Annotated in this window: 19 protein-coding genes; 13 read left to right on the top strand and 6 right to left on the bottom strand. The window is 55.0% G+C overall.

From position 1 onward, the window contains the following. Window positions 1-129: 129 nt before the first annotated feature. The gene (locus BOC67_RS11340; RefSeq protein ID WP_291910333.1) at window positions 130-7,161 is read right to left on the bottom strand and encodes an autotransporter-associated beta strand repeat-containing protein; all 7,032 of its coding nucleotides are present in this window, start codon (window positions 7,159-7,161) and stop codon (window positions 130-132) included. Between the two features lie 293 nt (window positions 7,162-7,454). Between BOC67_RS11340 and BOC67_RS11335 the strand changes: the two genes are divergently transcribed. The 7 genes from BOC67_RS11335 (at window position 7,455) to BOC67_RS11305 (ending at window position 16,598) form a co-directional block, all read left to right on the top strand. Further along, a complete protein-coding gene (locus BOC67_RS11335; RefSeq protein ID WP_291910332.1) occupies window positions 7,455-8,501 on the top strand; it encodes a LacI family DNA-binding transcriptional regulator in 1,047 nt (348 codons plus the stop codon). A 161-nt stretch (window positions 8,502-8,662) separates the two neighbouring features. After that, window positions 8,663-10,798, top strand: coding sequence for an alpha-glucuronidase family glycosyl hydrolase (locus tag BOC67_RS11330; protein ID WP_291910331.1), 2,136 nt, complete (start codon window positions 8,663-8,665; stop codon window positions 10,796-10,798). A gap of 19 nt (window positions 10,799-10,817) precedes the next feature. Further along, window positions 10,818-12,728, top strand: a complete 1,911-nt coding sequence (locus BOC67_RS11325; RefSeq protein ID WP_291910329.1) for a sialate O-acetylesterase — start codon at window positions 10,818-10,820, stop codon at window positions 12,726-12,728. A gap of 97 nt (window positions 12,729-12,825) precedes the next feature. Beyond that, window positions 12,826-13,347 (top strand): GNAT family N-acetyltransferase, encoded by a 522-nt coding sequence (locus BOC67_RS11320; RefSeq protein WP_291910327.1) that lies wholly within the window; start codon window positions 12,826-12,828, stop codon window positions 13,345-13,347. 496 nt (window positions 13,348-13,843) lie between these two features. Continuing rightward, window positions 13,844-14,632 carry an NEW3 domain-containing protein gene (locus tag BOC67_RS11315; RefSeq protein ID WP_291910325.1) on the top strand — a complete coding sequence of 263 codons (789 nt, stop codon included), beginning with the start codon at window positions 13,844-13,846 and terminating at the stop codon, window positions 14,630-14,632. A 5-nt stretch (window positions 14,633-14,637) separates the two neighbouring features. Then, window positions 14,638-15,600 (top strand): ABC transporter ATP-binding protein, encoded by a 963-nt coding sequence (locus BOC67_RS11310; protein WP_291910324.1) that lies wholly within the window; start codon window positions 14,638-14,640, stop codon window positions 15,598-15,600. Further along, window positions 15,600-16,598 carry an ABC transporter permease subunit gene (locus tag BOC67_RS11305; protein WP_291910323.1) on the top strand — a complete coding sequence of 333 codons (999 nt, stop codon included), beginning with the start codon at window positions 15,600-15,602 and terminating at the stop codon, window positions 16,596-16,598. Before BOC67_RS11310 ends, BOC67_RS11305 begins: the two co-directional genes overlap by 1 nt. Before the next feature lie 162 nt (window positions 16,599-16,760). Here BOC67_RS11305 and BOC67_RS11300 read toward each other — a convergent pair whose 3' ends face one another. Further along, a complete protein-coding gene (locus BOC67_RS11300) occupies window positions 16,761-17,873 on the bottom strand; it encodes an acyltransferase (RefSeq protein ID WP_291910322.1) in 1,113 nt (370 codons plus the stop codon). A gap of 160 nt (window positions 17,874-18,033) precedes the next feature. Between BOC67_RS11300 and BOC67_RS11295 the strand changes: the two genes are divergently transcribed. Together BOC67_RS11295 and BOC67_RS11290 are read left to right on the top strand one after the other, a co-directional pair. Further along, window positions 18,034-18,366, top strand: coding sequence for a hypothetical protein (locus BOC67_RS11295; protein WP_291910320.1), 333 nt, complete (start codon window positions 18,034-18,036; stop codon window positions 18,364-18,366). 48 nt (window positions 18,367-18,414) lie between these two features. Continuing rightward, window positions 18,415-19,683, top strand: coding sequence for an ATP-binding protein (locus BOC67_RS11290; RefSeq protein WP_291910319.1), 1,269 nt, complete (start codon window positions 18,415-18,417; stop codon window positions 19,681-19,683). A gap of 40 nt (window positions 19,684-19,723) precedes the next feature. On the opposite strand, the gene BOC67_RS11285 is transcribed toward BOC67_RS11290, so the two are convergent. The 3 genes from BOC67_RS11285 to xth form a co-directional block, all read right to left on the bottom strand. Beyond that, on the bottom strand, window positions 19,724-20,137 hold the full coding sequence (locus BOC67_RS11285) for a response regulator (protein WP_291910318.1): 414 nt from the start codon (window positions 20,135-20,137) through the stop codon (window positions 19,724-19,726). A gap of 233 nt (window positions 20,138-20,370) precedes the next feature. Beyond that, the gene (locus BOC67_RS11280; protein ID WP_291910317.1) at window positions 20,371-20,805 is read right to left on the bottom strand and encodes a hypothetical protein; all 435 of its coding nucleotides are present in this window, start codon (window positions 20,803-20,805) and stop codon (window positions 20,371-20,373) included. A gap of 152 nt (window positions 20,806-20,957) precedes the next feature. Next, complete coding sequence (xth, locus tag BOC67_RS11275) at window positions 20,958-21,755, bottom strand: exodeoxyribonuclease III (protein WP_291910316.1); 798 nt, start codon at window positions 21,753-21,755, stop codon at window positions 20,958-20,960. Window positions 21,756-21,797: 42 nt separating this feature from the next. Between xth and BOC67_RS11270 the strand changes: the two genes are divergently transcribed. The 3 genes from BOC67_RS11270 to BOC67_RS11260 all read left to right on the top strand — a co-directional run bounded on the left by BOC67_RS11270 (window position 21,798) and on the right by BOC67_RS11260 (window position 23,727). After that, window positions 21,798-22,523: a hypothetical protein gene (locus tag BOC67_RS11270; protein ID WP_291910315.1), complete on the top strand. Its 726-nt coding sequence runs from the start codon at window positions 21,798-21,800 to the stop codon at window positions 22,521-22,523. An 80-nt stretch (window positions 22,524-22,603) separates the two neighbouring features. Continuing rightward, window positions 22,604-23,056 (top strand): hypothetical protein, encoded by a 453-nt coding sequence (locus BOC67_RS11265; protein ID WP_291910314.1) that lies wholly within the window; start codon window positions 22,604-22,606, stop codon window positions 23,054-23,056. Between the two features lie 68 nt (window positions 23,057-23,124). Then, window positions 23,125-23,727: a GNAT family N-acetyltransferase gene (locus BOC67_RS11260; RefSeq protein ID WP_291910313.1), complete on the top strand. Its 603-nt coding sequence runs from the start codon at window positions 23,125-23,127 to the stop codon at window positions 23,725-23,727. An 81-nt stretch (window positions 23,728-23,808) separates the two neighbouring features. Here BOC67_RS11260 and BOC67_RS11255 read toward each other — a convergent pair whose 3' ends face one another. Beyond that, window positions 23,809-23,958 carry a hypothetical protein gene (locus BOC67_RS11255; RefSeq protein ID WP_291910312.1) on the bottom strand — a complete coding sequence of 50 codons (150 nt, stop codon included), beginning with the start codon at window positions 23,956-23,958 and terminating at the stop codon, window positions 23,809-23,811. A gap of 218 nt (window positions 23,959-24,176) precedes the next feature. On the opposite strand from BOC67_RS11255, the gene BOC67_RS11250 reads away from it, so the two are divergent. After that, window positions 24,177-24,893, top strand: coding sequence for a hypothetical protein (locus tag BOC67_RS11250; RefSeq protein ID WP_291910310.1), 717 nt, complete (start codon window positions 24,177-24,179; stop codon window positions 24,891-24,893). The last annotated feature ends 184 nt before the right edge of the window (window positions 24,894-25,077 follow it).

Raw genomic sequence — 25,077 nt, 5'->3', positions numbered from 1 at the left:
GGCCTTGACAATGGACAGTTTCTGCTGATAACTGTATCTGACTCTTTTATCCATAAAAAATGCCCCCAAAAGTGTCTAACTTTTTGGGGGCACTTCAAACGGAGCGGCCTTTTCTTTTTATTCATCCGGCTACTGCTTCACCAGCTTCACCGTCTGCTGCACATTCCCCTGGTTCACCACCACCACATACACACCGGCATTATAATTACTGCCAATCTTTATAGCAGGGCCGGTAGGCATTACCTCCCTCGATTCCACCAGTTTCCCGTACACATCAAACACTTTAATATACACCCTGCCTTTATCCGGCGCAGCATGTACCATCACGTTCGTGAAAGTAGCAGCGGGGTTCGGCGCCAGCGTTACCCGCAGCGCGCCGTCCTGCTTACCGCCCGCGGCGCTATCATCTTCATCCACGTCGCTTAACAGCGAGTGAATGAGGGCATGCACCTGGGATAAGCCGCTGTTCACCTTCACATTGCCTCCTGCCAGGTTTTGTTGGGCATTCAGCAGGGTAAGCCAGTTGCTGGCAAACCACAGGCTACCGCGACTATCCCGCACGGTAATGCCAATCGCATCGCCCGTTCCGTCCTCGCTGCGGTCCGTCATATCCACGAGCATGGTGGCCGTGGGCGCTATCATCACCGGCGCCTGCGGATCGGTAATGTCCACAATGCTGGCCTTTCCTTTGAATGTGGCCGTCGCCGGCAGCAGCCCGATGGCCGGGAGGGCGGTAAACAGGTAAGGCGCATTGCCTTTTACCTGGTACACATGCAACCCATCCGCCTCCGTCCTGCGGATCAGCGCACTGTAGCTGCCTTCCAGGCTGCGGGTATTATGGTTGTATTTCACCTGGAAACCAAAATGATGCTGACTGCCTATATCCCCTGCCTTTTGGCCACCGGCGCGGTTCAGCAACAGGTAACCGCCCCCGCTCACAAACGCCGCCAGCGGTTTGGCAACAGTGACGATCGTATTTTCCGCAGCGCTATTCCTCTGGTAGAAACCTCCCGCCACTACGCCGATAGTGTATTCCTTCGCATTGCTGTTGCCCAGGTCCACCTGCCAGTGATAGGTAGCCTTACCTACCCGGCTGTCGCCCGCATTTACCAGCGTTACTGGAACAGTGGCTATAACGGTATTGGTTACACGATCCACAAAGCTCACCTGCGCCCGGCTGATGTCGCCGGCGGAGGAATCCGCAGCATCGCGGATAGTGGCTGACAAGGTTACCGTCCCCGCCGTGCCGGCGCCTGTACCTGCATAATATGCGCCATCATAACTAACCGTTGCATCTTCCGGCAGTACGGTAAACGCAGTGGAGTCCGCCGCCGGCAGGAACAGGGAATCCCCTGCGAAGGCAGTCGCCAATACCTGCGGCAACGCCGGATCCTGCATAACGGCCATGGCTGTACGTACTGTTCCGTCCGCACCGGTAGAGGCATTTACAAACTGGTTCCCCAGCGCAAACCGGATATCACGGCCTGCCAGGGCCGTTCCCGTAACTGCATCCTTCAGCGTGGCCGCCAGCTGCTGCTGATCGGAATACTGCACGGCGCTGTCGCCCGTGTAAGCCACCACGGCGGCACGCCTGTTCACCGTCACCAGCGCTTTGGCGGTAGCCGTATTGCCGGCGGCATCTGTTACAGTCAGCGTAACGGTATCCGTTCCCGCCTGCGCCGTGGTAAACGTGGACGGATATACGCTCAGCGTAACCGCGCCCATATTATCGGCAGAACCATCGTCCACCTGGTCGGCGGTAATCGTTGCTTTGCCATCCAGACCAAGCGTCACCGCTATATTTTTCGCACGGGCTACCGGCGGCTCCATATCTTTTACAGCGCCAGCCTGCCCTGTCACAAAAGTTCCAAACTGCGTATAACCGCCGGCGTTAGTATAGTAGGGATTGGTGGCCGTACCGCCGCCGGAGAGGGTGGCCGGGGTTTCAACCCAGCCATTGTTTTCATACCTGCCCTGCACCAGCGCCGCGCTGCTGCTCATGTTGCCGCCCTGGCTCGCCGGCAGCCAACCCAGGCTGATAGCGAGGTTTGCTGCATTGGCCGTAGCGGGCAGGATGGTATAGGCTTTATTCACCACGCGGGAAGTATCCGCCAAAGGCAGCCCTGCGGCGGATTGTACGCCCACGCTGATGATATCGGCCGTACCCGTATTCGTCAGTTTAACCGGACTGTACACATTATCCGAGCCCACGTAATATGTCACCGAGCTGGTCGCAACCTTGGTTTTCAGCTGTCCGCCCGGGGCCATGTTAAAGAATACCACCTGGCCAAAATTGTTGTTCGCCGATACAATATTCGTTGCCGTATTGCTGGAACCGATGGTCCTCGCGCCGGCATCCACCACGCCATTCCCGCCGATGTTCAGCGCCACTTTCCCCGCCGGCGCAGTGGTAGCGGAGGTAATGAAACGGATGGCATTTCCCGTCAGCCATTTCCCGTTGGTATTAATGGTAATGGTACCCGGTAAGGCCGCATGCCCCACCACGCAGGAAGTGCCGGTGGCGCGCATATCCAGCGTACCGTTGATGTTGAAGGTATAATTGCCGAATTCCCCGATGGTATTCGTCGTAGGGGAACTGGAGGCCATCAGGTACGCGGAAGAGCCCATGGTAACGGTTTTCCCTTCGTTGATGGTAATGGAGATATCATCGTCGTTCTGCGGGTCCGTTGTCCAGGGCAGCGTCGTAGCGGTGGAATAGTTCGGGCGCAAATAACCGGAGATATTCAGGTTGGCGTCTATCACTACTTCCATCTTTTGGGCCATGGCATTTACAGTGAAGGTATTCAGGTAATAGGTGCTGGTTCCCGTCAGGTACACTGTTCCGCTTGCCCGGTAGCCTTCAAAGTTCACCCGGTTGGCGGCCGTCGCGCTGGACCCCACCGTACCAAAGTTATTCACGCTGCTGATCACCCGCAGGTTGCGGTTGGCGGGTGTGCCGCTGCCCCCGTCGCTGGCGCCTGAAATCAATGTACCGCCGCTTTCCACCACCAGGTTATTCACCGCCGTGGTAGCGTTTAAGGCTACGGTATGCCCCGTACGGATGGTCACCGTTGGGGTAGCGCCGCCTGGCGGCACGGTGGTGCTGGTCCAGCTGCTGCCATCAAATTTCTCCCAGATCGCGGTGGACACGGTGGAACTGCCCCAGTTGCCGCTGGCGGCGGTCCGGTAGTCCCCCGTTACCGTTGCCGGAATATTCGCGCTCGTGAAACGCCAGGTAGTACCGGTAGTAGCGCCGTTGCTGTTTTTGGCATCCACGCGCCAGTAATAAGTGGTATTGGGCTGCAGGCTTCCCGGCGTATAAACCGCTGTTCCCGCGGGCGTTTCGCCTGCTTTCACCATACTGGCCGTATCCGTGCCTAGGTACACTTCATAACTGTCCGCATAATCGCCTTTCCAGCTAAACCGGAATCCTTCATTATTGACGAACACATTCCCGGCGTTATTGGCCGGGGAAGGCGTGTTGGTAACGGTTGGCAGCGTGCCCGCCGCCGGCGTGATTACCGAGGCCACAGCGCTGTACACGGATTCGCTCAGCGGACCATGCGCCTTAATCCGGTAGTAGTATTTCACACCGGCCTGCAAGCCGCCATCCTCATACACGGTGGCATTGGCCGCAGGATGGGCTATGTCCGTAAACGTCGCATTGTCCGTACTTCTTTCCAGGATGAAATAATCTTCATTGTCGGAATGATCCGCCCAGGTGCAGGTAACGGTATTGGCCTGGCCCGGCCCGGCCACAGGGGCATTCAGCGTCAGCCCGTCAGGCGCTTCCACGAAGTGCAGGTTTTGCACCGCCAGTTCGCCCGTCGCCGGTTTGAAAACCCAGAGCAGCCCGGGCCCCGGAACCGCCGGCTCAAACTGCGTAATCGTGCCCTGCACCGCGCCGCCGGCCATAAAAATCCTGAATTTATCCCCGGACGCCGGCGTGCCTGTAAAGTTGATTTTTAACGTGCCCGCATAAACGATTTCCTTCGTCACGGACACCACATCAAACGTGCTGCTGTTTTTGTTGATATCGATGGAGGTGATCGCGCTGCCCTGCAATTGCAGGTTATCCTTCAGCGTGATCATGCCAATGGAGCTATCGCCCGGTTCCAGCGTACCGGCCACCGTTACGGGAGCGGCAAGCGAACCTTTACCGGCCAGCGTAGCGCCTTCGTTGACGGTCACCAGCCCGGTACCGCTGTGATTCCCGTTTACGACGAGCTTTCCCGCCTCCACGGTCGTCGTGCCGGCGTAGGTATTGTTACCGGTGAGCCGCCATATGCCCGCGCCGGTTTTAACAATGGTCGTAGTGCCGCTGCCTTCGGACGCATAGCCGTACAGGTGGTTGTTGATCACGCCGTTGAAAGTCTCGTCAGTACCGGCGCCGCCTACTATATACGTCGTATATCCATTGCCAAAGCTGGGGGTTTTTGTACCTCCGGTAGAAAGAAATGTTCCGGCATTACCAGATAACCCGCCAATGGAAAAGATCTTACTGTTGCTGTATGCCGCCATCTTCGTGTTCCCCGTAAGGATGACCCGGTTGTTAGGGAAGCCCGCGTTGTTATCCAGCGCCAGTAAGCTATAGGTGTCATCCGTATTCACGCCGTTGGCCACCAGCGTGCCGGTGAAGTCGCTCCAATCCCCCTGGATGATTTCCCGCAAATAAGGAATGGTATAATTCAATGTACCGCCGCCATGCACCGTCATGGATAAATTCGCGAGGCGGTTCGGCTCAAAACCATTCACCGTACTATCGTCTACGTATAGCTGTAAGGGGTAGTTTTCGTACATCGTGTTGCTGCCGTTGGCGGTGCGGTAAGTGCCGCCATGCAGGCGCAACACCTGCGAAGTGCCGATGCCCCGGTTGTTGTCAATGATATCTCCTTCCATGGTAGCGCTGCTGACGGGGTTGACCTCCAGTACGCCGCCTCTGATCACTGTTTCGCCGGCATAGGGATTTGCGTTTTTCAGCACCAGCTTACCCGGGCCTGACTTGATCAGCCCACCGTCCCCGCTCAGTGTACCCGTAAACGTTACCACGCTGCCGGAGTTGCCGACGTTGAATTCCGTACTGTTATCCAGCACGGCGTTGCGGTCTGTACTCACGCTGGGCCCGGTATAAAGCCATGCCCCGCCTTTCCATACCCAGTTAAAGCCATAGTTTGCCGATGCGCCGATGGAGCTGGGCGCACCGCCATTGGCGAGGGTATTCAACGCAATGGTACCGCTGTGAATCACGGTAGCGCCGGTATAGGTATTTTTAGTGAGTAAGGATAGCACGCCGCTGCCGGCTTTGTTTACGGACTTGTTACCCGCAATCGTCCCGGAGCCGGAAAAAGTATAATCGGCATTACTGTTCACGAGCATGTCCCCCGCTACCATTTGTCCCGTGACGTTGATGGCGCCCCCTGCAGCATTAGCTTCTCCGAAGGAAACCGAACTACTATCGGTAAACACCGCAGGCGTGTGGGCGCTATCCGCCCAGTTTTTGCTGACGAGGTCCCAGTCCTGGCTGATGGCTCCCGTCCAGCTCAACGCTGGCCTGAACGTAGCCGGGTTCAGCACCGGCACTTCCACCGGCTTGGCTTTACCAATAAACTCGTTGGAGTAACCGGATTCCCCGCCGGCATTGAACGCTTTCACGCGGAAGGTATCCGCCTCTTCCGGCTGCAGGCCGGTTACGGCAAAATAGTTTTCGTTGATGCCCGTGCTGCCGATCTGCGTCCACACGCCGTTGACCATTCTTTCGACCCTATAGCCGGATTCCTGTTCGGTATAATCCAGCCAGGAGAGGTAAATGGCGGACTGGGTGGCAGAGTCCTGCTTCAGCTTCATAGGCGCGCGCAGGTAAGGCTGGGAGTGGCTGCCCGTAATGCCGTTGATATAATTTTCAATATTCGTATAGCCGTTGCCGGTAATGATCATCGCATCGTCCACAGCGGGGTTGGTACCGTTGGCTGTTTCCCAGGCGTCCGGCATACCGTCGTTATCCGTATCCGTACGCGGGGCGCCGGCCCACAATGCCCAGGATGTGGGCGCGCCGAAAGGCAGGGAGTTTTCATTGGCAATCAGCTCGCCCCTCTTCCCAAAGGACTTCACTTCATTCACTACATAGTAATCGGCATAGTCGCGGTACGGCAAGCTGGCCCCCACCGTGGGCAGCAGTGTATGCACCAGCGCGTCCGCCGGCTCCGTGGGCAGGCTGGGATAAGGATACGGACTGGCCTGGAAATCCGGCGGCCCTACGTACTGCCCCGGGGGAATGACATAGGGGTCAAAGATCCCGTTACGGCTGCTGTCGAATATATTTCCCGCCGCATAGATATGGTAGTTCAGGTTGCCGAGGTTAAACGGCGGTACGGCTTTGGAAGGGCCCTGTATAAAGCAGTTGTTCACGGCATTGGCGTAGGACTGCCCTTCGGATTCGCCCCCCATAATATACGCCCCGTCCTTCCAGTTGTACACGATGTTGTTGACATACTGGTTGATGCCTTTGATCTTATTATTACGCGTGCCATTGTCCACATACAGGTTCCGGTACAGCGTAATGCTATCCGCCTGTATCAGGCCGCCGGCCGAGTGCGTGAGCAAGCCCTGCGAGATGATGGTATTTTGGATCGTGATATTCTTGCCCGTGGTACTGTTAATGGAAAAGTTTTCATCCCTTCCCCAGGAAACAGAGCAATGGTCAAATATAATATCATGGCCATCCGCCAGGCCGTTGGCATCCTTGCCGTCATCCCCCACGATGCCCATGCGGATGCGCAGGTAACGGCAGATGGTATTATTCGCGCCGGAAAAGCTCCAGCCGTTGCCGTACACGGTAATGCCCTCTCCCGGGGCCGTTTGCCCGGCAATATAAATATTGGGCGATACCACCATGCGCGAGGTGATGCGGATCACCCCCGCCACATCAAAGACGACGATCCTGTTTGGCGCGCTGACGGCATCCCTCAGGGAGCCCGGGCCGCTGTTATTCAGGTTGGTCACATGGTACACCGAGCCATAGCGGCCGCCGGTAGCAAAGCGCCCAAAGCCTTCCGCACCGGGGAAAGCCAGCGTTTGCGCATATAGGGGTACCCTGGAAAAAATAAACAATAGCAAGGTAAATAGCGGCAGGTATCCCCGCTTCAAAGTGTGGAATTGTTTCATGGAATTTACAATAAAGTTTTTCAAATAATTACTAACGATGCAGATAACTATACTATCACGTGAAATGCGGTACCGGGATGCCGCCGGTATTAACTATAGGGTATTGCTCTCTTCCTATAGGCTCAGGAAAATATCGGTTTAAGAGTGGTTATAAATAGCCGGTGATGATGATTGATAGTTTAATATAGTACGGTGTTCGAAATTTACTGTCCTGCACCATCCTGCTGATCCAAACGTAACCGATTGCATTTTTTATTTCAGAAAATTTTAATTTTCTTTGATCCACAAGCTGAATGATTATGCAGGAAGACCGGGAAGTAACGATTTATGACATTGCGAAGTACCTGAACATATCTGCTGCTACGGTAAGCCGGGGGCTTAAAAACAATCCCATGATCAGCAAGCAGACCCGCAAGAAGATATCCGACGCAGCCAACCTGCTCGGCTATCAGTCCAATACGTTTGCCAGCAGCCTGCGTAGCCGGCAAACGCATACGCTCGGGGTACTCGTACCACGGCTCAACAGTCATTTCATGTCCTCTGCGCTGGCCGGTATGGAAAATGCCGCCAACGCCCACGGCTACAATCTGATCATTGCCCAATCCCTCGAAGAGGTAGAAAAGGAAAAGCGCAATGTGCTGACCATGTACAACAAAAGAGTGGACGGCCTCCTCATCTCCCTTTCTGCAAACGCAACAGATATCGCGCACCTGGAACCTTTCTTCAAAAGGAAAATCCCCGTCGTGTTTTTCGACCGGGTGCATCCTCACGCGGAAAGCACCGCCGTAGGTATCGATAATTACGACGCTGCTTACCAGATCACCCAACACCTCATCGCGCAGGGCTGCAAACGCATCCTGCACCTGGGCGGCAACCTGCTGCGGAATGTCTATGCGGAGCGGTTCAGGGGTTATAAAAAAGCACTGAAAGAGCACCGGCTGCCTTTCTCCGCATCCCTGCACCTGGTCAGCAACCTCTCCGAACAAGCCGGCGCGGAAGCCGCCCGCTACATCCTGGAACTGCCGCCGGCGCAACGGCCGGATGCCGTATTCTCCGCCAATGATACCGCCGCCGTGTATTGCATGCTCGCCCTGCAGGCCGCCGGGCTGCGGATTCCGGAAGATATTGCCTTCGCGGGGTTCAACAATGATCCCATCAGCAAAGTGATCGCACCCAACCTCACCACTATGAACTACTCCGGCGAAGCCGTCGGCCATACTGCTGTTTCCCACCTGATCAATCACCTGAAAGGCACCAGCGCGTTGTATGATACCAATGCCATTACGCTAAGGGCGGACCTTATTATCCGCGCCTCTTCGCTGAAACGGGGCGCTTCCTGAAAACTCCTCCAACCGTAAAAATTTTTTAAAATAAACGCAACCGATTGCGTAAATTAGTCGATTATATCACGTTATGAACCACAGCGCCAGGCTGTATTCCCGCAGTGCTGCAAAGGACCGGCTCCTTGACGCCTCACGCGGGAAGAGAAAATCTATTTCAAATGAGAAAACTCACGTTTTTACTCTTGCTATTACCCTGCCTGACCGCCTTCGCCGAAAACGGGTACGACCTCTGGCTCCGGTACAAAAAGGTAAGCAACAAAGCCCTCCTGCAGTCCTATCAGCAACGCCTGCACGCCATCGTAGCGCCGGGCAACTCCCCCACGATGGATATCGTGCGGCAGGAACTGCAGCAAGGCTTGTCAGGCTTGCTGGGCGCCAACATCCCGCTGACCGCCGCGCCCCGCGCCGGCGCGCTCATTGCCGGCACGCCCCAACAGCAGCCGCTGCTCCGCAACGCCGCCATCACTGCCGGACTGGCAAAAGCCGGCAACGAAGGATTCGTCCTCTCCACGCAAAACATCAACGGGCAACCCTGCACCGTCATCGCCGCCAATACGGACATCGGCGTGCTATACGGCGCCTTCCACCTGTTGCGCCTCCTGCAAACGGAGCAACCCATCGCATCCCTCCACATCGTATCAGCGCCGCGCATCCGCCTGCGCATGCTCAACCACTGGGATAACCTGAACCGCACCGTAGAACGGGGCTATGCCGGCTTCTCCATCTGGAACTGGCACACCCTCCCGGATTATATCGATCCGCGGTATATCGACTACGCCAGGGCCAACGCCAGCATCGGCATCAACGGCGCCGTCCTCACCAACGTAAACGCCAACGCCACCATGCTCACCGCGCCCTACCTGGAAAAAGTGAAAGCGCTCGCGGATGTATTCCGCCCCTATGGCATACGCGTGTACCTCACCGCGCGCTTCAGCGCCCCGCTGGAAATAGGCGGACTCAAAACCGCCGATCCGCTGGACCCCGGCGTGCAACAATGGTGGCAGCAAAAAGTAAAAGAGATCTATCAATACATTCCAGACTTCGGCGGCTTCCTCGTAAAGGCCAACAGCGAAGGCCAGCCCGGCCCGCAGGACTACCACCGCACCCATGCGGATGGCGCCAACATGCTGGCGGACGCGGTAGCGCCCTTTAACGGCATCGTTATCTGGCGGGCTTTCGTTTACAGCCATACCAACCCGCTGGACCGCCATACCCAGGCCTACGATGAATTCACCCCGCTGGATGGCCGCTTCCGCAAAAATGTAATGCTGCAGGTGAAGAACGGCGCTATCGACTTCATGCCGCGGGAGCCCTTCCACCCGCTGTTTGGCGCTATGCCCCACACCCCGCTGATGATGGAATTCCAGGTCACGCAGGAATACCTGGGCCAGGCCACCAACCTCGTGTACCTGGCGCCGTTATATAAGGAAGTATTGGAAAGCAATACCGGTAACGGCTATACGGTGGCGCAGGTGATCGATGGCACGCGCAGTCATGATACCCTCACCGGCATGGCCGGCGTAGCCAACATCGGCAACGATATCAACTGGTGCGGCCATCCCTTTGCGCAGGCCAACTGGTACGCGCTCGGCCGCCTCGCATGGGACCACTCCCTCAGCAGCGCCGCTATCGCCAACGAATGGCTGCGCATGACCTTCACCAACGATGCGCATTTTGTGGATACCGCCGCAGCCATGATGCTGCGCAGCCGGGAGATATACGTGCAATCCACCAACCCGCTGGGCCTGCACCATATCATGGGCACCGGCCACCATTACGGCCCCGCGCCCTGGGTCGATAACCAGGCCCGCCCGGAATGGAACCCCGTGTACTACCACAAGGCGGATTCCGTCGGCATCGGCTTTGACCGCACCGCCACCGGCAGCAACGCCCTCGCCCAATACCTGCCTAAGGCCCGGGAGCAGTGGGAAGACCTCCGCGCCTGCCCGGACGCGTACCTCCTCTGGTTCCACCATGCGCCCTGGCAGTACCGCATGCGCAGCGGCCGTACCCTCTGGGATGAACTCTGCTACCAGTACTATACCGGCGCTGCCCGCACCGCCGCCATGCAACAGACCTGGAATAAATTGCAACCCTACGTCGATCAGCAGCGCTTCCGCGAAGTAGCCATGCTCCTGGGCATCCAGCACAAGGAAGCCATCTGGTGGCGCAACGCCTGCCTGCTGTATTTCCAGACATTCAGCCGCCTGCCTATCCCTGCCGGCTATGAACGGCCCGCAGCCACGCTGGAATATTACAAAAGCCTCCGCTTCCCTTACGCGCCGGGCATTTAAGACCAATTAAATTCTTACCATGAAAAAACTCATTGTAATACCTTCTTTCCTCTTCCTCGCCGGCGCGCTATCCGCACAGGTGAAACTCCCCCGTTTGCTGCAGGACAGTATGATCCTCCAGCGGGACCAACCCGTGAAATTATGGGGCACTGCCGCCGCCAACGAAAAGATCAGCATCCGGTTCAAAGGCAAAACATACCGCGCCAAAGCGGACGCCCAGGGCCGCTGGCAGCAGCAACTGCCGGCTACTCCCGCCGGAGGGCCTTATAATATCGACATCTCCGCCAGTAACCATATCAGCCTGCGGGATGTCCTGTTTGGCGATGTATGGTTTTGCAGCGGACAGTCCAACATGGTGCATCAGCTGAATGTGCATGATGTGACCTATGCGGACGAAATTGCGAACGCCCACCTTCCGGAGATACGCCAGTTCCTCGTGCCCATGGGCGCAGACCTCTACGGCCCGCAAACAGACCTCCCCGGAGGTTCCTGGAAGCCCGCCACTACAAACGATATCCGTCAATTCTCCGCCGTGGCCTACTTCTTCGCCAAACAACTGCATGCGCAGTATAAAATTCCTATCGGCATCATTAACGCCAGCGTTGGCGGTACCCCCGCGGATGCCTGGACCAGCGCGGAAGGACTCGCCGGCTTCCCGGAACGGCAATCAGCCATCGCCAATAATAAGGACAGCAGTAAAAGGGTAAAACCAGCGCCCCCCGCACCCCAGCCCGCGGATGCAGGCATGACGGGCCCGCTGAAATGGTTCAGCCCTGACTACCAGCCTAAAAAAGCCCGTACCATCAACATCCCCGGCTACTGGGAGGATCAGGGCCTGCGCAACCTCGACGGCGTGGTGTGGTATTTCAGGGATATCGTCATCCCGGAAAGCATGGCCGGCAAAGCCGCGAAAGTCTTCCTCGGGCGCATTACCGATGCGGATGAACTCTACATCAACGGCGCAAGGATCGGCAACACCACCTACCAATACCCGCAACGCCGTTACCCCGTACCGGCGAACGTGCTGAAAGCGGGCCGCAACCGCTTTGTGATCCGCGTGTCCAACTTCAGCGGCAAAGGCGGCTTTGTGCCGGACAAACCATATTACATTTTCGCCGGCAATGATACCATCGACCTGAAAGGCTACTGGCAATACCAGGTGGGCGCCGTCTTCCCGCCGCCGTCCCCGGATGCGCCCAAGCCCCCGCTACAGGCCATCATGCAGCCTTCCGCCCTGTACAACGCCATGGTAGCGCCGGAAATCAATTACGCCATCAAAGGCATCTGCTGGTACCAGGGCGAAGCGGATACTTTTCACCCGAACGCCTATACGAAATTGATGACGGCCCTGATACGCGACTGGCGGGCCAAGTGGCAGCAGCCTGCGCTGCCCTTCCTCTTTGTGCAACTCCCCGGCTTCATGGATTATAACTACCTCCCATCGGAAAGTAACTGGGCCGCCCTGCGGGAAGCGCAGCTGCAAACGCTGGCGGAGCCCAATACGGCCATGGCCGTCGCCATCGACCTGGGCGAGTGGAACGATATCCACCCGGACAATAAAAAGGCGGTAGGCGAACGGCTGGCCCTCCTCGCAAGGAAACTGGCCTACCACGAAAACATCCTCGCTTCCGGACCACTGTATAAATCCGCCGAAGCCAGTGGCAATAAGGTAACCCTGCACTTCACCGCTACCGGCGATGGCCTCGGCACCGCCGATGGCGACGCGCCGGAAACCTTCGAAATTGCCGGGGCGGATAAAAAGTTCGTCTGGGCCACGGCGAAAATTGAAGGGGATAAAGTGGTGGTCTGGAACGACCAGGTGGCGGCTCCCAAATTCGTTCGCTATGCCTGGTCCGACAACCCCGTGAATCCTAACCTGGTCAACAGCGCTAAATTACCGGCCTCCCCATTCCAGGCAACGGTGAAATAAAATCCAACAGCAAGCCCGTTCACATAAAGCCGGTGGCAGGAGCTACCGGCTTTTTCTATCCAAAATTTAGTATTATCGCATTTCCAACAGCACCACCATGCAAGACATCGCCATCCATAAAGTAACCATCGACCAGGCCGCCACCCTCGCCCAACTGGGCCGCGAGACGTTTTTTGAAACCTTTGCTGCCAGCAATTCCGAGGCGGACATGCAGCAGTACCTGGATCAGCATTTCAACAAACCCGCCGTGGCTGCGGAAATCAGCAATCCAGAATCGCACTTTTTCATGGCCTGGGAAAACGATACGCCCGTCGGCTACCTGAAGCTCAATACCGGCAACGCACAAACGGAGCTGAAAACGCCGGAGACCATCGAAATAGAACGCATCTACGTACGCCAGGCTTACCACGGCAAAAAGGTAGGACAACTACTGTATGAAAAAGCCATGGAAGTAGCCCGCTCACTTCAGAAATCCCGTGTATGGCTGGGCGTTTGGGAGGAAAATCCCAGGGCCATCCGCTTCTACGAAAAGAACGGTTTCGTGGCCTTCGACCAGCATAAATTCGTCCTGGGAAATGAAGTACAGGTGGATATTATGATGCAGAAATCCATCGGCTAACCGGGAGAAGCCCGCTGGCAGGGCTTCCCGCCATTGCCGAAGCGCCGCTGTTTTAACATTACTATAACATTTGTATCTTTAACTTTTCGCCATAATAATTGTCAGATTTCATTGCCGGCGGTAAGCCTGCCTAAGCAGCACATCCACGGATATGACATTTTCTACTTGATATTGTTTTTTATGGAATCAATTTCATTTAGCATGACAAACTTTTTAAACCTTAGCGCAAGAGAAGAAACGGGGCAGGCACTCCCCTTACCAACCACCAACAATTACCGGCCAACGCAGGCCACCGGCAGCTATCAACCTCCCCCGTCCACACAGCCATTATTGAATTAGCGTCCACGCCGCGGTACGGACCTTTTGAAATACTACGCCGTATTTCAGCGGGAATGCTATGCCTGATATGTATTAATCGATTATTTAAACCATCACAGCTTAATCAATCATCATTATTACTGCTATGTCAGCGTATTTTTACTCCTTTAGGAATTGCATGCTTGCATTACTGTTATTCGCCATTGCAACGCCATCCTTTGCGCAGAAAGGGAAATCAGCCCTGACCGTGCGCCTCATCAACCTGGAATCTACCACCAAAGAGCCGTTCCGCTACAACGCCACGCTTAACAACGCCAGCGGCCAAACGAAAATTTACGAACTGCATGCCCAGCTGCCGGAAGGCTGGAATGCCCTCTTCCGCGCGGAAGGCAGCCAGGTAGCCGGCATCCGGATGGACTCCGGCCGCACCATGGACCTCTCCATCGAAATCAGTACCGGCCCGCAAACCAAGCCTGGTAAATACACCATCCCCGTAACGGCCGTATCGTATAACGACACGCTCCGCGCCGACCTGCAGGCCGTGGTAAAAGGCAGCTACGCGCTGGAACTGACCACCCCTTCCGGCCGCCTCAGCGATGATGTGACCGAAGGCAGGAAAAAACAAATTACCTTAACCGTTCGCAATACCGGCACCCTCCCGCTGAACGGCATCGAATTGCAAACACAGGCCCCCGTTGGATGGAGCGGTACCTTTGAGCCTTCCCGCATTGAACGCCTGGATGCCGGCCAATCCCAGGATATTACCGCCACCCTCTCCGTGCCGGATAAAACCGTGGCGGGCGATTACGTGACCAACTTCACCGCAAGAAATAACGATGCTACCAGCACCGCTACCTTCCGTATGACCGTAAAAACCTCCCTGCTCTCCGGCTGGATAGGTATCCTGGTTATTTTATTATCGCTGGGCATCATCTATTACCTGATTCGTAAATATGGAAGGAGATAAGCGTTATGGAAAATCCCATCATTCAGCTGGAAGGGTTGACCAAATATTACGGTAAGGTAAAGGCGGTGGACAACCTCCATCTCAGCATCAACAAAGGGGAAATATTTGGACTATTAGGGCCTAACGGGGCCGGTAAAACCACCACCATCCTGATGATGCTGGGCCTCTCCGATCCGAACGCCGGCCAGGCTACCGTCTGCGGCATCAACGCCACCCGCAACCCAATTGCCGTGAAACGCAAGGTGGGCTACATGCCGGACAATGCCGGCTTTTACGATAACCTGACGGCCCTGGAAAACCTCCAGTATATAGGCCGCCTCAACGGCATCGGCGAAAAAGAAATCGAAGCCCGCGCCCATCAAACCATGGAAATGGTTGGCCTCAGCGACGCGCTGCATAAAAAAACCTCCGCCTACTCCCGCGGTATGAAACAGCGACTGGGGCTGGCGGACCTCCTGATCCGCGAGCCGGAAGTGATGATCCTCGACGAGCCTACCCTGGGCATTGACCCCAGCGGTATCCGCGACTTCCTGGAACTCATCCATCGCCTCAGCCGGCAGCAGGGGTTAACGGTGCTGCTGTCGTCCCACCACCTGCACCACGTGCAGCAGATATGCGACCGCGTAGGCATCTTCGTGGAAGGAAAGCTGCTGGTACAGGGGGATATCAATACCCTTTCCGGGGAACTGTTTGGTAAGGAATCTTTCGAAGTAGCCGTTACCGTTAGAGAGGCATTGCCAGCCGGCGACGGGCTGAAAGCGGCCGTACAGGCCATCCCCGGCGTAATCGGGGTGCAGGCCAGTGGCCATACGATGGATATTTCCTGTAGTTCGGACATTACGCCGGACCTCGTGCGATTCTTTGTCCGCCAGGGTTTGAACGTAACCGGAGTACAACGGAAAGAATACGGACTGGATGAAATCTACCAGCGATTTTTTGAAAACAATCCTAAAAAAGTTAGTGCCTGATGCCGAGTATGCCTGTATTCATCGATAAATTATTTTCCGCGCCGGAGTCGCCCACGCCGTTCCGCACCATGGTGCGCAAGGAAGTAGGCGATCATATCCGCAGCTGGCGCTTCATCACCATGTTGCTGCTGATCGTACTCACCTTCATCGGATCGATGTACATCTCCCTGTCCAACATCCGCAAGGTAGTGACGGAGATCAACGATCCGGACCACGTGTACGTCTATCTGAAATTGCTCACCACCGCCGGCAACGGTATGCCCGCCTTTCATATTTTCATCAGCTTCCTCGGGCCCCTGCTCGGCATAGCGCTGGGTTTTGACGCCATCAATTCGGAGCAGAACAGCGGCACACTCATGCGGTTGCTCGCACAGCCGGTGTACCGGGATAACATCCTGCTGGCGAAATTTTATGCGGCGCTGCTGGTTGTCAGCACCATGTTCCTGAGCCTCGTACTGCTCATGATCGGCGGCGGGCTGCTCATTACCGGCGTCTCCATGGAAGCCGCGGAACTCTTGCGTATCCTGGCTTTCGTGGTCATCAGCGTGGTGTACGTAGGCTTCTGGCTAAGCCTTGCCATATGCCTTTCCGTTAGGTTCCGCCACGCGGCCACCTCTGCGCTCACCGCCATCGGCATCTGGTTATTCTTCACGGTGTTTTACCAGCTGATCGTCAACATGTTGATGGCAGCCATCCTGCCGGACCCCGCCTACCTGGACCCCGCGCAGGTAAACGCTTTCAATAACCTGATCCTCTCCCTGCTGCGGGTGGCGCCCAGTCAGCTCTACACCGATGCTGCCACCACCCTGCTGATGCCCAGCATCCGCAGCCTCGGGCCTTTGAGCATGGAGCAAATGGCGGGCGCCATCCCCGCGCCATTGTCGTTCGGCAACAGCCTGATGATCGTATGGCCGCAGGTAACAGGGCTCATCGCCGCCACGCTGGTATTTTTCGCGCTAACCTATTACCTCTTCATGCGAAAAGAGATCAGGCATTAAGCGGCCTTGTGCCGGGCGTTTACGGGGCAAACGCCGCATAGCGCCACCCTTTTGGCCATGGCATACCGCCTGAAAAAAATGCCACCCGCAACGGGCAACCGTTCCGGGTGGCATTAACTCTTCTCTATAAAAAATTAAATTAGATTTTTTTAGGGGAAAGATTTAGCCCATTGTTGCCCGCTCTGCCCGTTCGGGCGCTATCTGCGCGCGGCGGCGTGCCGATAGCCACGCCCTTACCGGTTCGTCATACCACCTGAGGGACATATACCCCAACAGCATCGATGCTGCCGCCACTCCGCCGGCAGCCAGGTACATCTCCATGGGCGCCGGTTTGCGGGCTGCCAGGTAATTCCCAAAGAGCCATACCATCCAGATGTGCGTCATGTACAGCGGATACGATAACCGCCCCGTGAATACGCACCAGCTGCGCACCCGGCCACTGGCGCCGGTTCCAGCGCCCAATGCCAGCAACAGGGGGAATACCCCCATCACGAGGATCATTTCCGTGATCCAGTCGTTGTTAACATGCGGGAACATGAAAACGCCCACCAGCGCGGCTCCCAGGAAAATAAAGTGAATCCGGTTCCGTATCACGAGGTTAAAACGGTACACCGTCAGCCCCGCCAGGAAGGAAAAGAAAACCCGGGCAAATCCATCTGTGAAGGTGGGCCCGTCCCACCCGGTGATGATCCAGCCCCTGTGCCGCGCCACCAGGGCAATCCACACGGCGCTTACGCCCAACATCACGAGCAGCCAGCGTTTGGAAGTACGCAGCAATACCAGCGCGTAAAAAATATTGATAAGGTATTCCATGAACAGGGACCATACGGGCGTGTTGTACGGAAACAGGCCACCGCCGCGGCCCGGCAGCCAGGGAAACGGCACTACCAGTAACGAACATACGAAAGCGAGGACGATCTTCAGGTAACCCGCTTCCGCTACGGATTTGGCCCCGATGTAGGGATCCAGCAGGTATCCCAGCAACCCCAGGACGCTGCCTAAAATAACCATCGGGTGCAGCCGGATCAGCCGGTTGCGGAAAAAAGTTTTGAGTCCGAGTTGGGGGGCGCGTTCGTCATAAGCATATCCGATCACAAATCCCGAAAGGCAGAAGAAAAAATCCACGGCCAGGTAACCGTGCCCGATCGGACTTTTCGTATAGTCGGGCGAGATAAATTCGTAGAGGTGAAATACGACGATCGACAGCGCGGCCAAACCCCGTAAGCCATCCAGCACTTCGTAGTGCTGCCTGGATTTCAGCAAATCTTTTTCCATAACGTTAATAGCTGTACTGTAATATAAAAATCAGGCGCAGTATTCAAAAGCCGCGGGGAATATTCGCTTACTATTGGTTAAAAACATATCGGCGGAATTGTTGGCCATGGCCTCTTTCCTTGCATGTAAATAAACCCTATATTTAGCGTCAGAATTATCTATGGACGCAACAACATTTTTGCAGGGTGGTGGAGAAATGGGCGCGTTGATCCGCGCGTACGACTGGAAAAATCACCCGCTTGGCCATCCCGACACCTGGCCCCAAAGCCTGCTTACGACTGTTAGTATTATTTTGAATTCCCGCTTTCCGATGTTCCTCTGGTGGGGACCGGAGCATTACCAGTTTTACAACGACGCGTACCGGCCCAGCCTGGGCAGGGAGGGCAAGCATCCTACTGCGCTGGGGCAGAAAGGGGTCGACTGCTGGCCGGAAGTATGGTCCATCATCTACCCGCTGATGCGGCAGGTGATCGATGGCGGCGGGCCCACCTAGCAGGAGGATGCGCTGATACCTATTTACCGCAACGGGCAAATCGAGGACGTGTACTGGACATTCAGTTACAGTCCGGTCCGCGGCGATACGGGGAATATAGACGGCATCCTCGTGGTATGTACGGAAACTACCCGCAGCGTACAAAGCTTCCGGCAGCTGCGGGAGATGGAACAGGTGAACGCCGCTTATGCGCAGCGGCTGGAAATAGCGCTGGAAGCGGCGCAGCTGGGATCGTTCGAGTTTGACCTGCAAACCATGGAGATCACCTGCAATGAGCAATGCCGCCTTCACCTGGGCCTCCCGCCTGCGGCCAGCTACCGGCAGCAGGAAATGGCGGATATACTCAACCAGCCGGATCGCGCAGAGAAGGCCGCGGCCTGGCAGCATGCCGTGCGGAACAGGGAAACCTACCGGTCCGAATACCAGGTCAGGCAGGCGGATGGCAGCATCCGTTATGTGATCGCCTCCGGCAATACCATGTATAACGAGGACGGGCAACCGGCGAAGATGGTGGGCGTGACGATGGATGTGACGGAACACAAGCTGTTCACCCAGCGCCTCTCGACGCTGGTGAGCGAGCGTACCTATGAGCTGCAGCGCTCCAACGACGACCTGTTGCAGTTTGCGCACATCACCAGTCATGACCTGAAGGAGCCGGTGCGGAAGGTGAAGGTCTGGTCGTCCCGCCTGGAGGAGGATGGCGGCAGCCAGCTTTCCGAACAGGGCCGGTTCTACCTGCAGAAAGTGCAGCATGCCAGCGACCGCATACAGCTGATGATAGACGGCATCCTGGCTTATTCCGCCGCCAGCTCGTCCGAACAGATGATCACGGCGGTGGATTTAAACGAGGTGCTGCAACATATTCTGGACGACATGGAGATACTCCTGCACGACAAGCGCGCTTCGGTGCAGGTGGGCCCGCTGCCGGTGATACAGGGCGCTTCCGTGCTGTTGTACCAGGTGTTTTACAACCTGATTTACAACTCGCTGAAGTTTGCCAAAAAAGATACGCCGCCGGAAATTACGATTACGGCAACGGAGCAGCACCTGGCGGATAAAAAATGGGTAGCCGTTACCGTTAGAGACAACGGCATCGGTTTTGAGCCGGCTTACAACTCAAAAATATTCATTGCGTTCACGAGGCTGAATTCAAAAGATGCATATGAAGGTACCGGGCTGGGGCTGGCGCTTTGCCAGCGGGTGGCGCAACGCCATGGCGGCAGTATTACGGCGGAAGGCGTGCCGGGTGAAGGCGCAACGTTCCGGTTGTTGTTGCCGGTAGTGCAGGAGAACAACAAGTTGCAACACCTTATTTAATATTTAATTTGCGATTTTCTATAACAGCAGCGGTGAAGCGTTACTTCACTTTATTGGTCACCGCCATGCTCAGCATATCGGCAGCGATCCTGCAATATTCCGCAAAATCATTGGGCTTCCGGTAATAGGAAGCGGCGCCGTGCGCCAGGCAGTCGGCCACCATTTTCTCCGCCCTGGAAGTGCTCCAGATGACCTTGGGCACATCGTTCCAGGCAGGCAGCTGCTGCAGCGCCATCAGGGCATCCAAACCATTCATCAAAGGCATATTGTAATCCAGGACGATCAGGTCAGGGTACACGTCGAACACGCCAGCAAGAATCCGGTCTATCAGCGCTCTCCCATTATCAAAAAACTCAAAGGTAACGCCTGCGGTAACTTCCAGAAAGGCTTCCTTCATCAGCACCTGATCATCCAGATCATCATCTGCCAGGAAAATGTGTACAGTGTTTCTCATACTTGTTCGCTGTATTTACTTCAGTTTTACTAAATAGTTTGAACAGGGATCCTGGTGTATCCTGAGTTAACCCAACAAATATAGGCAATTTCCACAGTTGAGCCCGGTAGAATTTATCAGTGATAACATCTATGGTCTCCATCACACCTGAAGTAATTCTATTCTAGTGTGCAATATTACGGCTTTAATGTCGCAATTCCGTCGAAAAATTGCATTTGGGAATTCCCATTTTTTTAGTGTGGCCGGGCTATAAACGGCCCCAGGACCCGTTCTACGAACTCTTCCACATCGGGGGACAACAGGCTGATTACCCCATGACGGATGCTGTGGTAATACACGCCGTTTTGGCCGGGCATTACCAGTAGTTCATCCCCGTTGTCATCGAGGGCGAGTTCCCCGATTTTGATGTAGCCATCCGTCCGCAGGAGCATGCGGGCGAAGGAAAGTTCGAGTCCGCGCATCTTCAGGTGAGTGACGGCTTCGAATAAGCGCAGCAGGCCCGGGCTGAGGGACAGCGCGCCTGGCGGGCCGGCGGAAATCGCCTCCCTGCGGACGATATCGCCCGGGTGGAAATGCGTTACGATTGCCTGGTGCAAAGCGGGATAGCGGATGTGCAGTACTTCAAAGGCATCGTTCAGGAAAGGGTCTTCAATTGCGGTTTGGTTCATAAGATATGTTTGACGGTGGGCGCCGTAGTTTAAAATACAAAATTTCGTTTAACCGTTACCGGTATAGGCGATTTTTTTAAGCGGGAGTGGATTTTATGGCCTCGCATATTTTATGGTTTTCTGTTTTTTAATGGAATCAATTTTTATTGTAATCATTTTTTTATTGTAATCCATGCCGGCGCGTGGTCGCTGGCTTTTTCCCAGCCTCTCACCGCTTTGTCCACCCCGCCACTTTTGAGCCGGGGCAGCAGCTCATCGTTGAGCAGGAAGTGATCCAACCGCAATCCCGCATCCCGCTCCCAGGCATGGCGCAGGTAATCCCAGAAAGTATAGATACGTTTATCCGGATAGAGATAACGCAGCGCGTCCGTCCAGCCTTTTTTGAGCAGCGCGGCATAAGCGGCGCGCGCCTCCGTGCGGAACAGGGCGTTCTCCATATACTTTTCCGGTTTGTACACGTCCAGCTCTGTGGGCATAACATTGAAATCGCCGATCAGCGCCACGGGCACTTCATGCTGCTGCAACCTGGCAGCATGGCGGGCCAGGCGTTTGAACCATTTCAGCTTATAGTCAAACTTAGGCCCGGGATAGGGGTTGCCGTTAGGCAGGTAAATGCAGGCGATCACCAGTTGATGCGTGATCACTTCCAGGTAGCGGCTATGTTCATCTGCAGGGTCGCCGGGGAGCATGCGCCGCACTTCCTGGATAGGGCTGCCCCTGGACAGTACTGCCACCCCGTTCCAGCTTTTTTGCCCGTTCCAAACGGCTTCGTAACCCGCGTCGTTAATTGCTTTCAGCGGAAATTTTTCAGTGGGCGCTTTTAATTCCTGCAGGCATACCACGTCCGGACTGGCTTCGGCGAGCCAGCGCAGCAGCACCGGCAGCCGGCCATTGATACCGTTGATATTGAAGGTGGCGATTTTGATCATAACCTCTTTAACAGCGATCATCGCTTTCCGGTTCACTACTTTTTTCTACATTTGAATGATACCATGATACGACACACCATGCTTGAGATACCGGTTCCTGTAAAGGAAATATTAGACGCTGCGGTTTGCCCGGGCGATATCTGCCTGCCCTCCTGTTACCCTGTGGCTGAAAATTTTGAAGCGCTGCAGGCCGGCTTCCGTACCCACGGCATTACCGGGGAAAACCTGACCGGTACTGCATCCGGGCAGTGGCAACCACACTGGTACGTGGTTGCGCTGAATGGTATGGATGATCCGTTCTTTGTGGATTTTTCCGAAGCGGCGAAGGGCTACCCCGTGTATTATGCGCCGCATGGCGCGGGTAGCTGGGATGCGAGCGAGGTAGCGCCCTCCGCTGCGGCGTTCATCGCATATATGCGCGCGCTGGAAACCCGCTTCGATGATCAGGCCGCTACGCTTGCATGGCTGCGCGGGCATACGGATGTAGAGCACAATGAACTCTGGAAGGAGGTATATACGAATGCCGCGGATCGTACGGAGGAAGCAGCAACGCCGGTGGATATGAGTGAATGGATACCCGGCAGTATTGTAATTACCGGTTTGGGAGAGAACAAACTGAAGCTGATCCAACTGCTGAAGGAAACGCTGCAAATTACCAATGCAGCTGCCATGGCTCTGAGCAGGCAAAAGGAGATCATTTTCAGGAAAGGGTACCTGGTCCATTTGAAGGCTTCGCTGCAACAGCTGGAGAAGATGGGCGCGGTGGCGGAGTTCAGGGCGGATGAGTAACATATGCGGAAAACTTCCGCGCTGATGCAAATCAGTTCCCGGCTGATAACCGGATAATTTTTTATCATTAAATTCCCTGCATGAAAAAACCCTGGCACCTGTTTTTATTGCTCTCCATCGCCCTGCTCTTTGTGGCATTTATGCACCGGGCGGATCGTATGTACCTGCACCTGTTCGACACATACTACGTAATCACCTACGGCCTTGTATTTGGCGCCGCCGCTATTTTTTTCGTACTCCCGTGGCTGTTATACCAGCTGCTTCCGCCGCGGCTTTATCCGTCAAACTTCAGCCGGCTGCATATATACGGCTCCGTATTCGCATCGCTGCTCGTGATCGGACTCCTGGTATGGGAAAGCGCGCAGCAAAGCATTGTGACCACTACTAACGTGGAAGCTTATTACCGGTGGCAAACGTTCTTCCGCACGGGCGTAATGGTTGGCGTGTTACTATTCGTCCTGCTACAGCTGCTGTTTGTGTTCCATCTCCTGAAAGGAATTATCAGCAGGCGATCGTCCTCAGGCCGGCTTTAATTTTAATTCCTGAGGCGTTTTTAATATCTTAGTATTCCTATCTTATTTTTTTACGCAAAAAACCCGGCATGAAGGCTTTCCCGCAATTAAGTACGGACAGATTAATCCTGAGAAGAGTAGACACAGAGGACATCCCTGCCATGGTGAAATACGCCAACAACAGGACGATTGCTGACAACACGCTTACCCTGCCCTACCCTTACACGGTGGATGATGCGGTAAACTGGATCAGCTTCAGCATCCAGGGATACCGTTCCGGGGAGCGTTACATTTTTGCGATTGAACTGAAGGAAAGCCATGAATTCATCGGCGCAATAGGCCTGCATGTGAAGCAGGAGCACAACAAGGCGGAAATCGGGTTTTGGCTGGGAGAACCTTTCTGGAACAGGGGCATCATGTCCGAAGCTTTACAGGCCGTGCTGGACTATGGTTTCAATACGCTGCACTTCAACAAACTTTTCGCTACCCACTTCCTTGAAAATACCGCTTCCGGAAAAGTATTGCAGAAAGCGGGTATGATACAGGAAGCCGTGCTTAAAGACGAATACCGCATCAAAGGCAAATACAGGAGCGTGGTGCAATACCGGCTTACGGAGGCGGAATACCAGGCGCTGCAAGACAAAGCGGGAAATGAAAAAATGGCGTTGCCGGCGGATGCAGGCCGGAAATAGGCTCCCACTCCCCCATAAACCGGAAACCCTTCTGCACCAAAGGCGCAGAAGGATTTCCGGGAAACAAACAATAGTACACAATCAACAAACCCAATAGGTAGCGCCGCAACTGATAAACTGCGTAGTCACCAGGGATTTGCCTTTCGCATTTTCCTGTGCTGCAACAGTAGCGTTTAAAGCGCTCACTTTAATTTTATTGCGCTTCAGCTTGGTGGAAACTTTCTTTTTCATATCATACAGATTTAAGGTCTTTCTAATTTACGCTAATGCTGCGCGGGTAACAATCCCGTAAAAAAGGGATTTTATTTTTTTTAGCGAACGCTTGGATATACTAAAAAAATTAGTATTTTTGTCGCAGACATATAAGTAAAGCCCTTCGGTCCGAGACTCAATGCAGACTTAGCCGGGGGCTTTCTTTTTTATATATTTACTAATATTGTTAGCACACTATGCCGCTTGAGTTAGAACACATCAAGGAGGGACTGTATTATCGTTACAAAGGGCATATTATACGTATTGAAGAAGTCCATTACCCCTTTCTGCCAGCCATGCGTCATGCGATGGAGGCAATCCCCATTGAGAATAATGAATTATTCATGCTGGGTTTTGAAACCTGGAACAGATCCGGCGAGTTTATCCGCCACCTGGCCGATGGCCGGGAGTTTGGCCTCAAACGTACGCAAAACACGGGGTGGACGGTCTGGATCAACGGCGTGGACATCAAAACGGAATTGCATTACATCCACGAAATCCAGGAAATCTGGCTGGTGTTGTTTAAAGATGTGCTGCGCCGCCGGGGCGATCAACCGCGCCCTGCGCTGAAACTGATGTATTACCTGATGCCCAACACCACCGCTTCCGTGAAGATAGGCATCTATGAAACCGGCCGCTATTCCGGCAAAGCGCGCAAGTACAACGAAATCCTTCCCTATCAGCAACAACTCTACTACCTCACCTGGGATTGTACTTTTTTATTCCGCAACATCAGCTTCGCCATCTGGCTGATTGTAGAACCTACTGCGCCGGAGCAGGTGCTGTTTGAATTCCAGGGCCGCAGCTGGGGCCTGGAACTGGTAGCCGGCCGCGGCACCAGCGATAAGGATACCAGGGCAGCGGCGAAATGGCTGCATCATCATTTGGCGGAAAATGTATTGAAGGAATTGTGAATGGAGTGCATATACCCGGCTTACAAGGATTCTTAAAAATCCTTTGCCCCTTTGCCCCCTTACGCCACTTTGCGAGAAAAAAACAGCCGCTAAGCGGCCATATGCCCAGCATACAAGGATTCTTAAAAATCCTTTGCCCCTTTGCCCCCTTACGCCACTTTGCGAGAAAAAAACAGCCGCTAAA

It is taken from the genome of Chitinophaga sp. CB10 (assembly GCA_001870995.2).
Classification (GTDB): Bacteria; Bacteroidota; Bacteroidia; order Chitinophagales; family Chitinophagaceae; genus Chitinophaga.
This window is presented reverse-complemented; position numbering and strand designations above follow the sequence as displayed.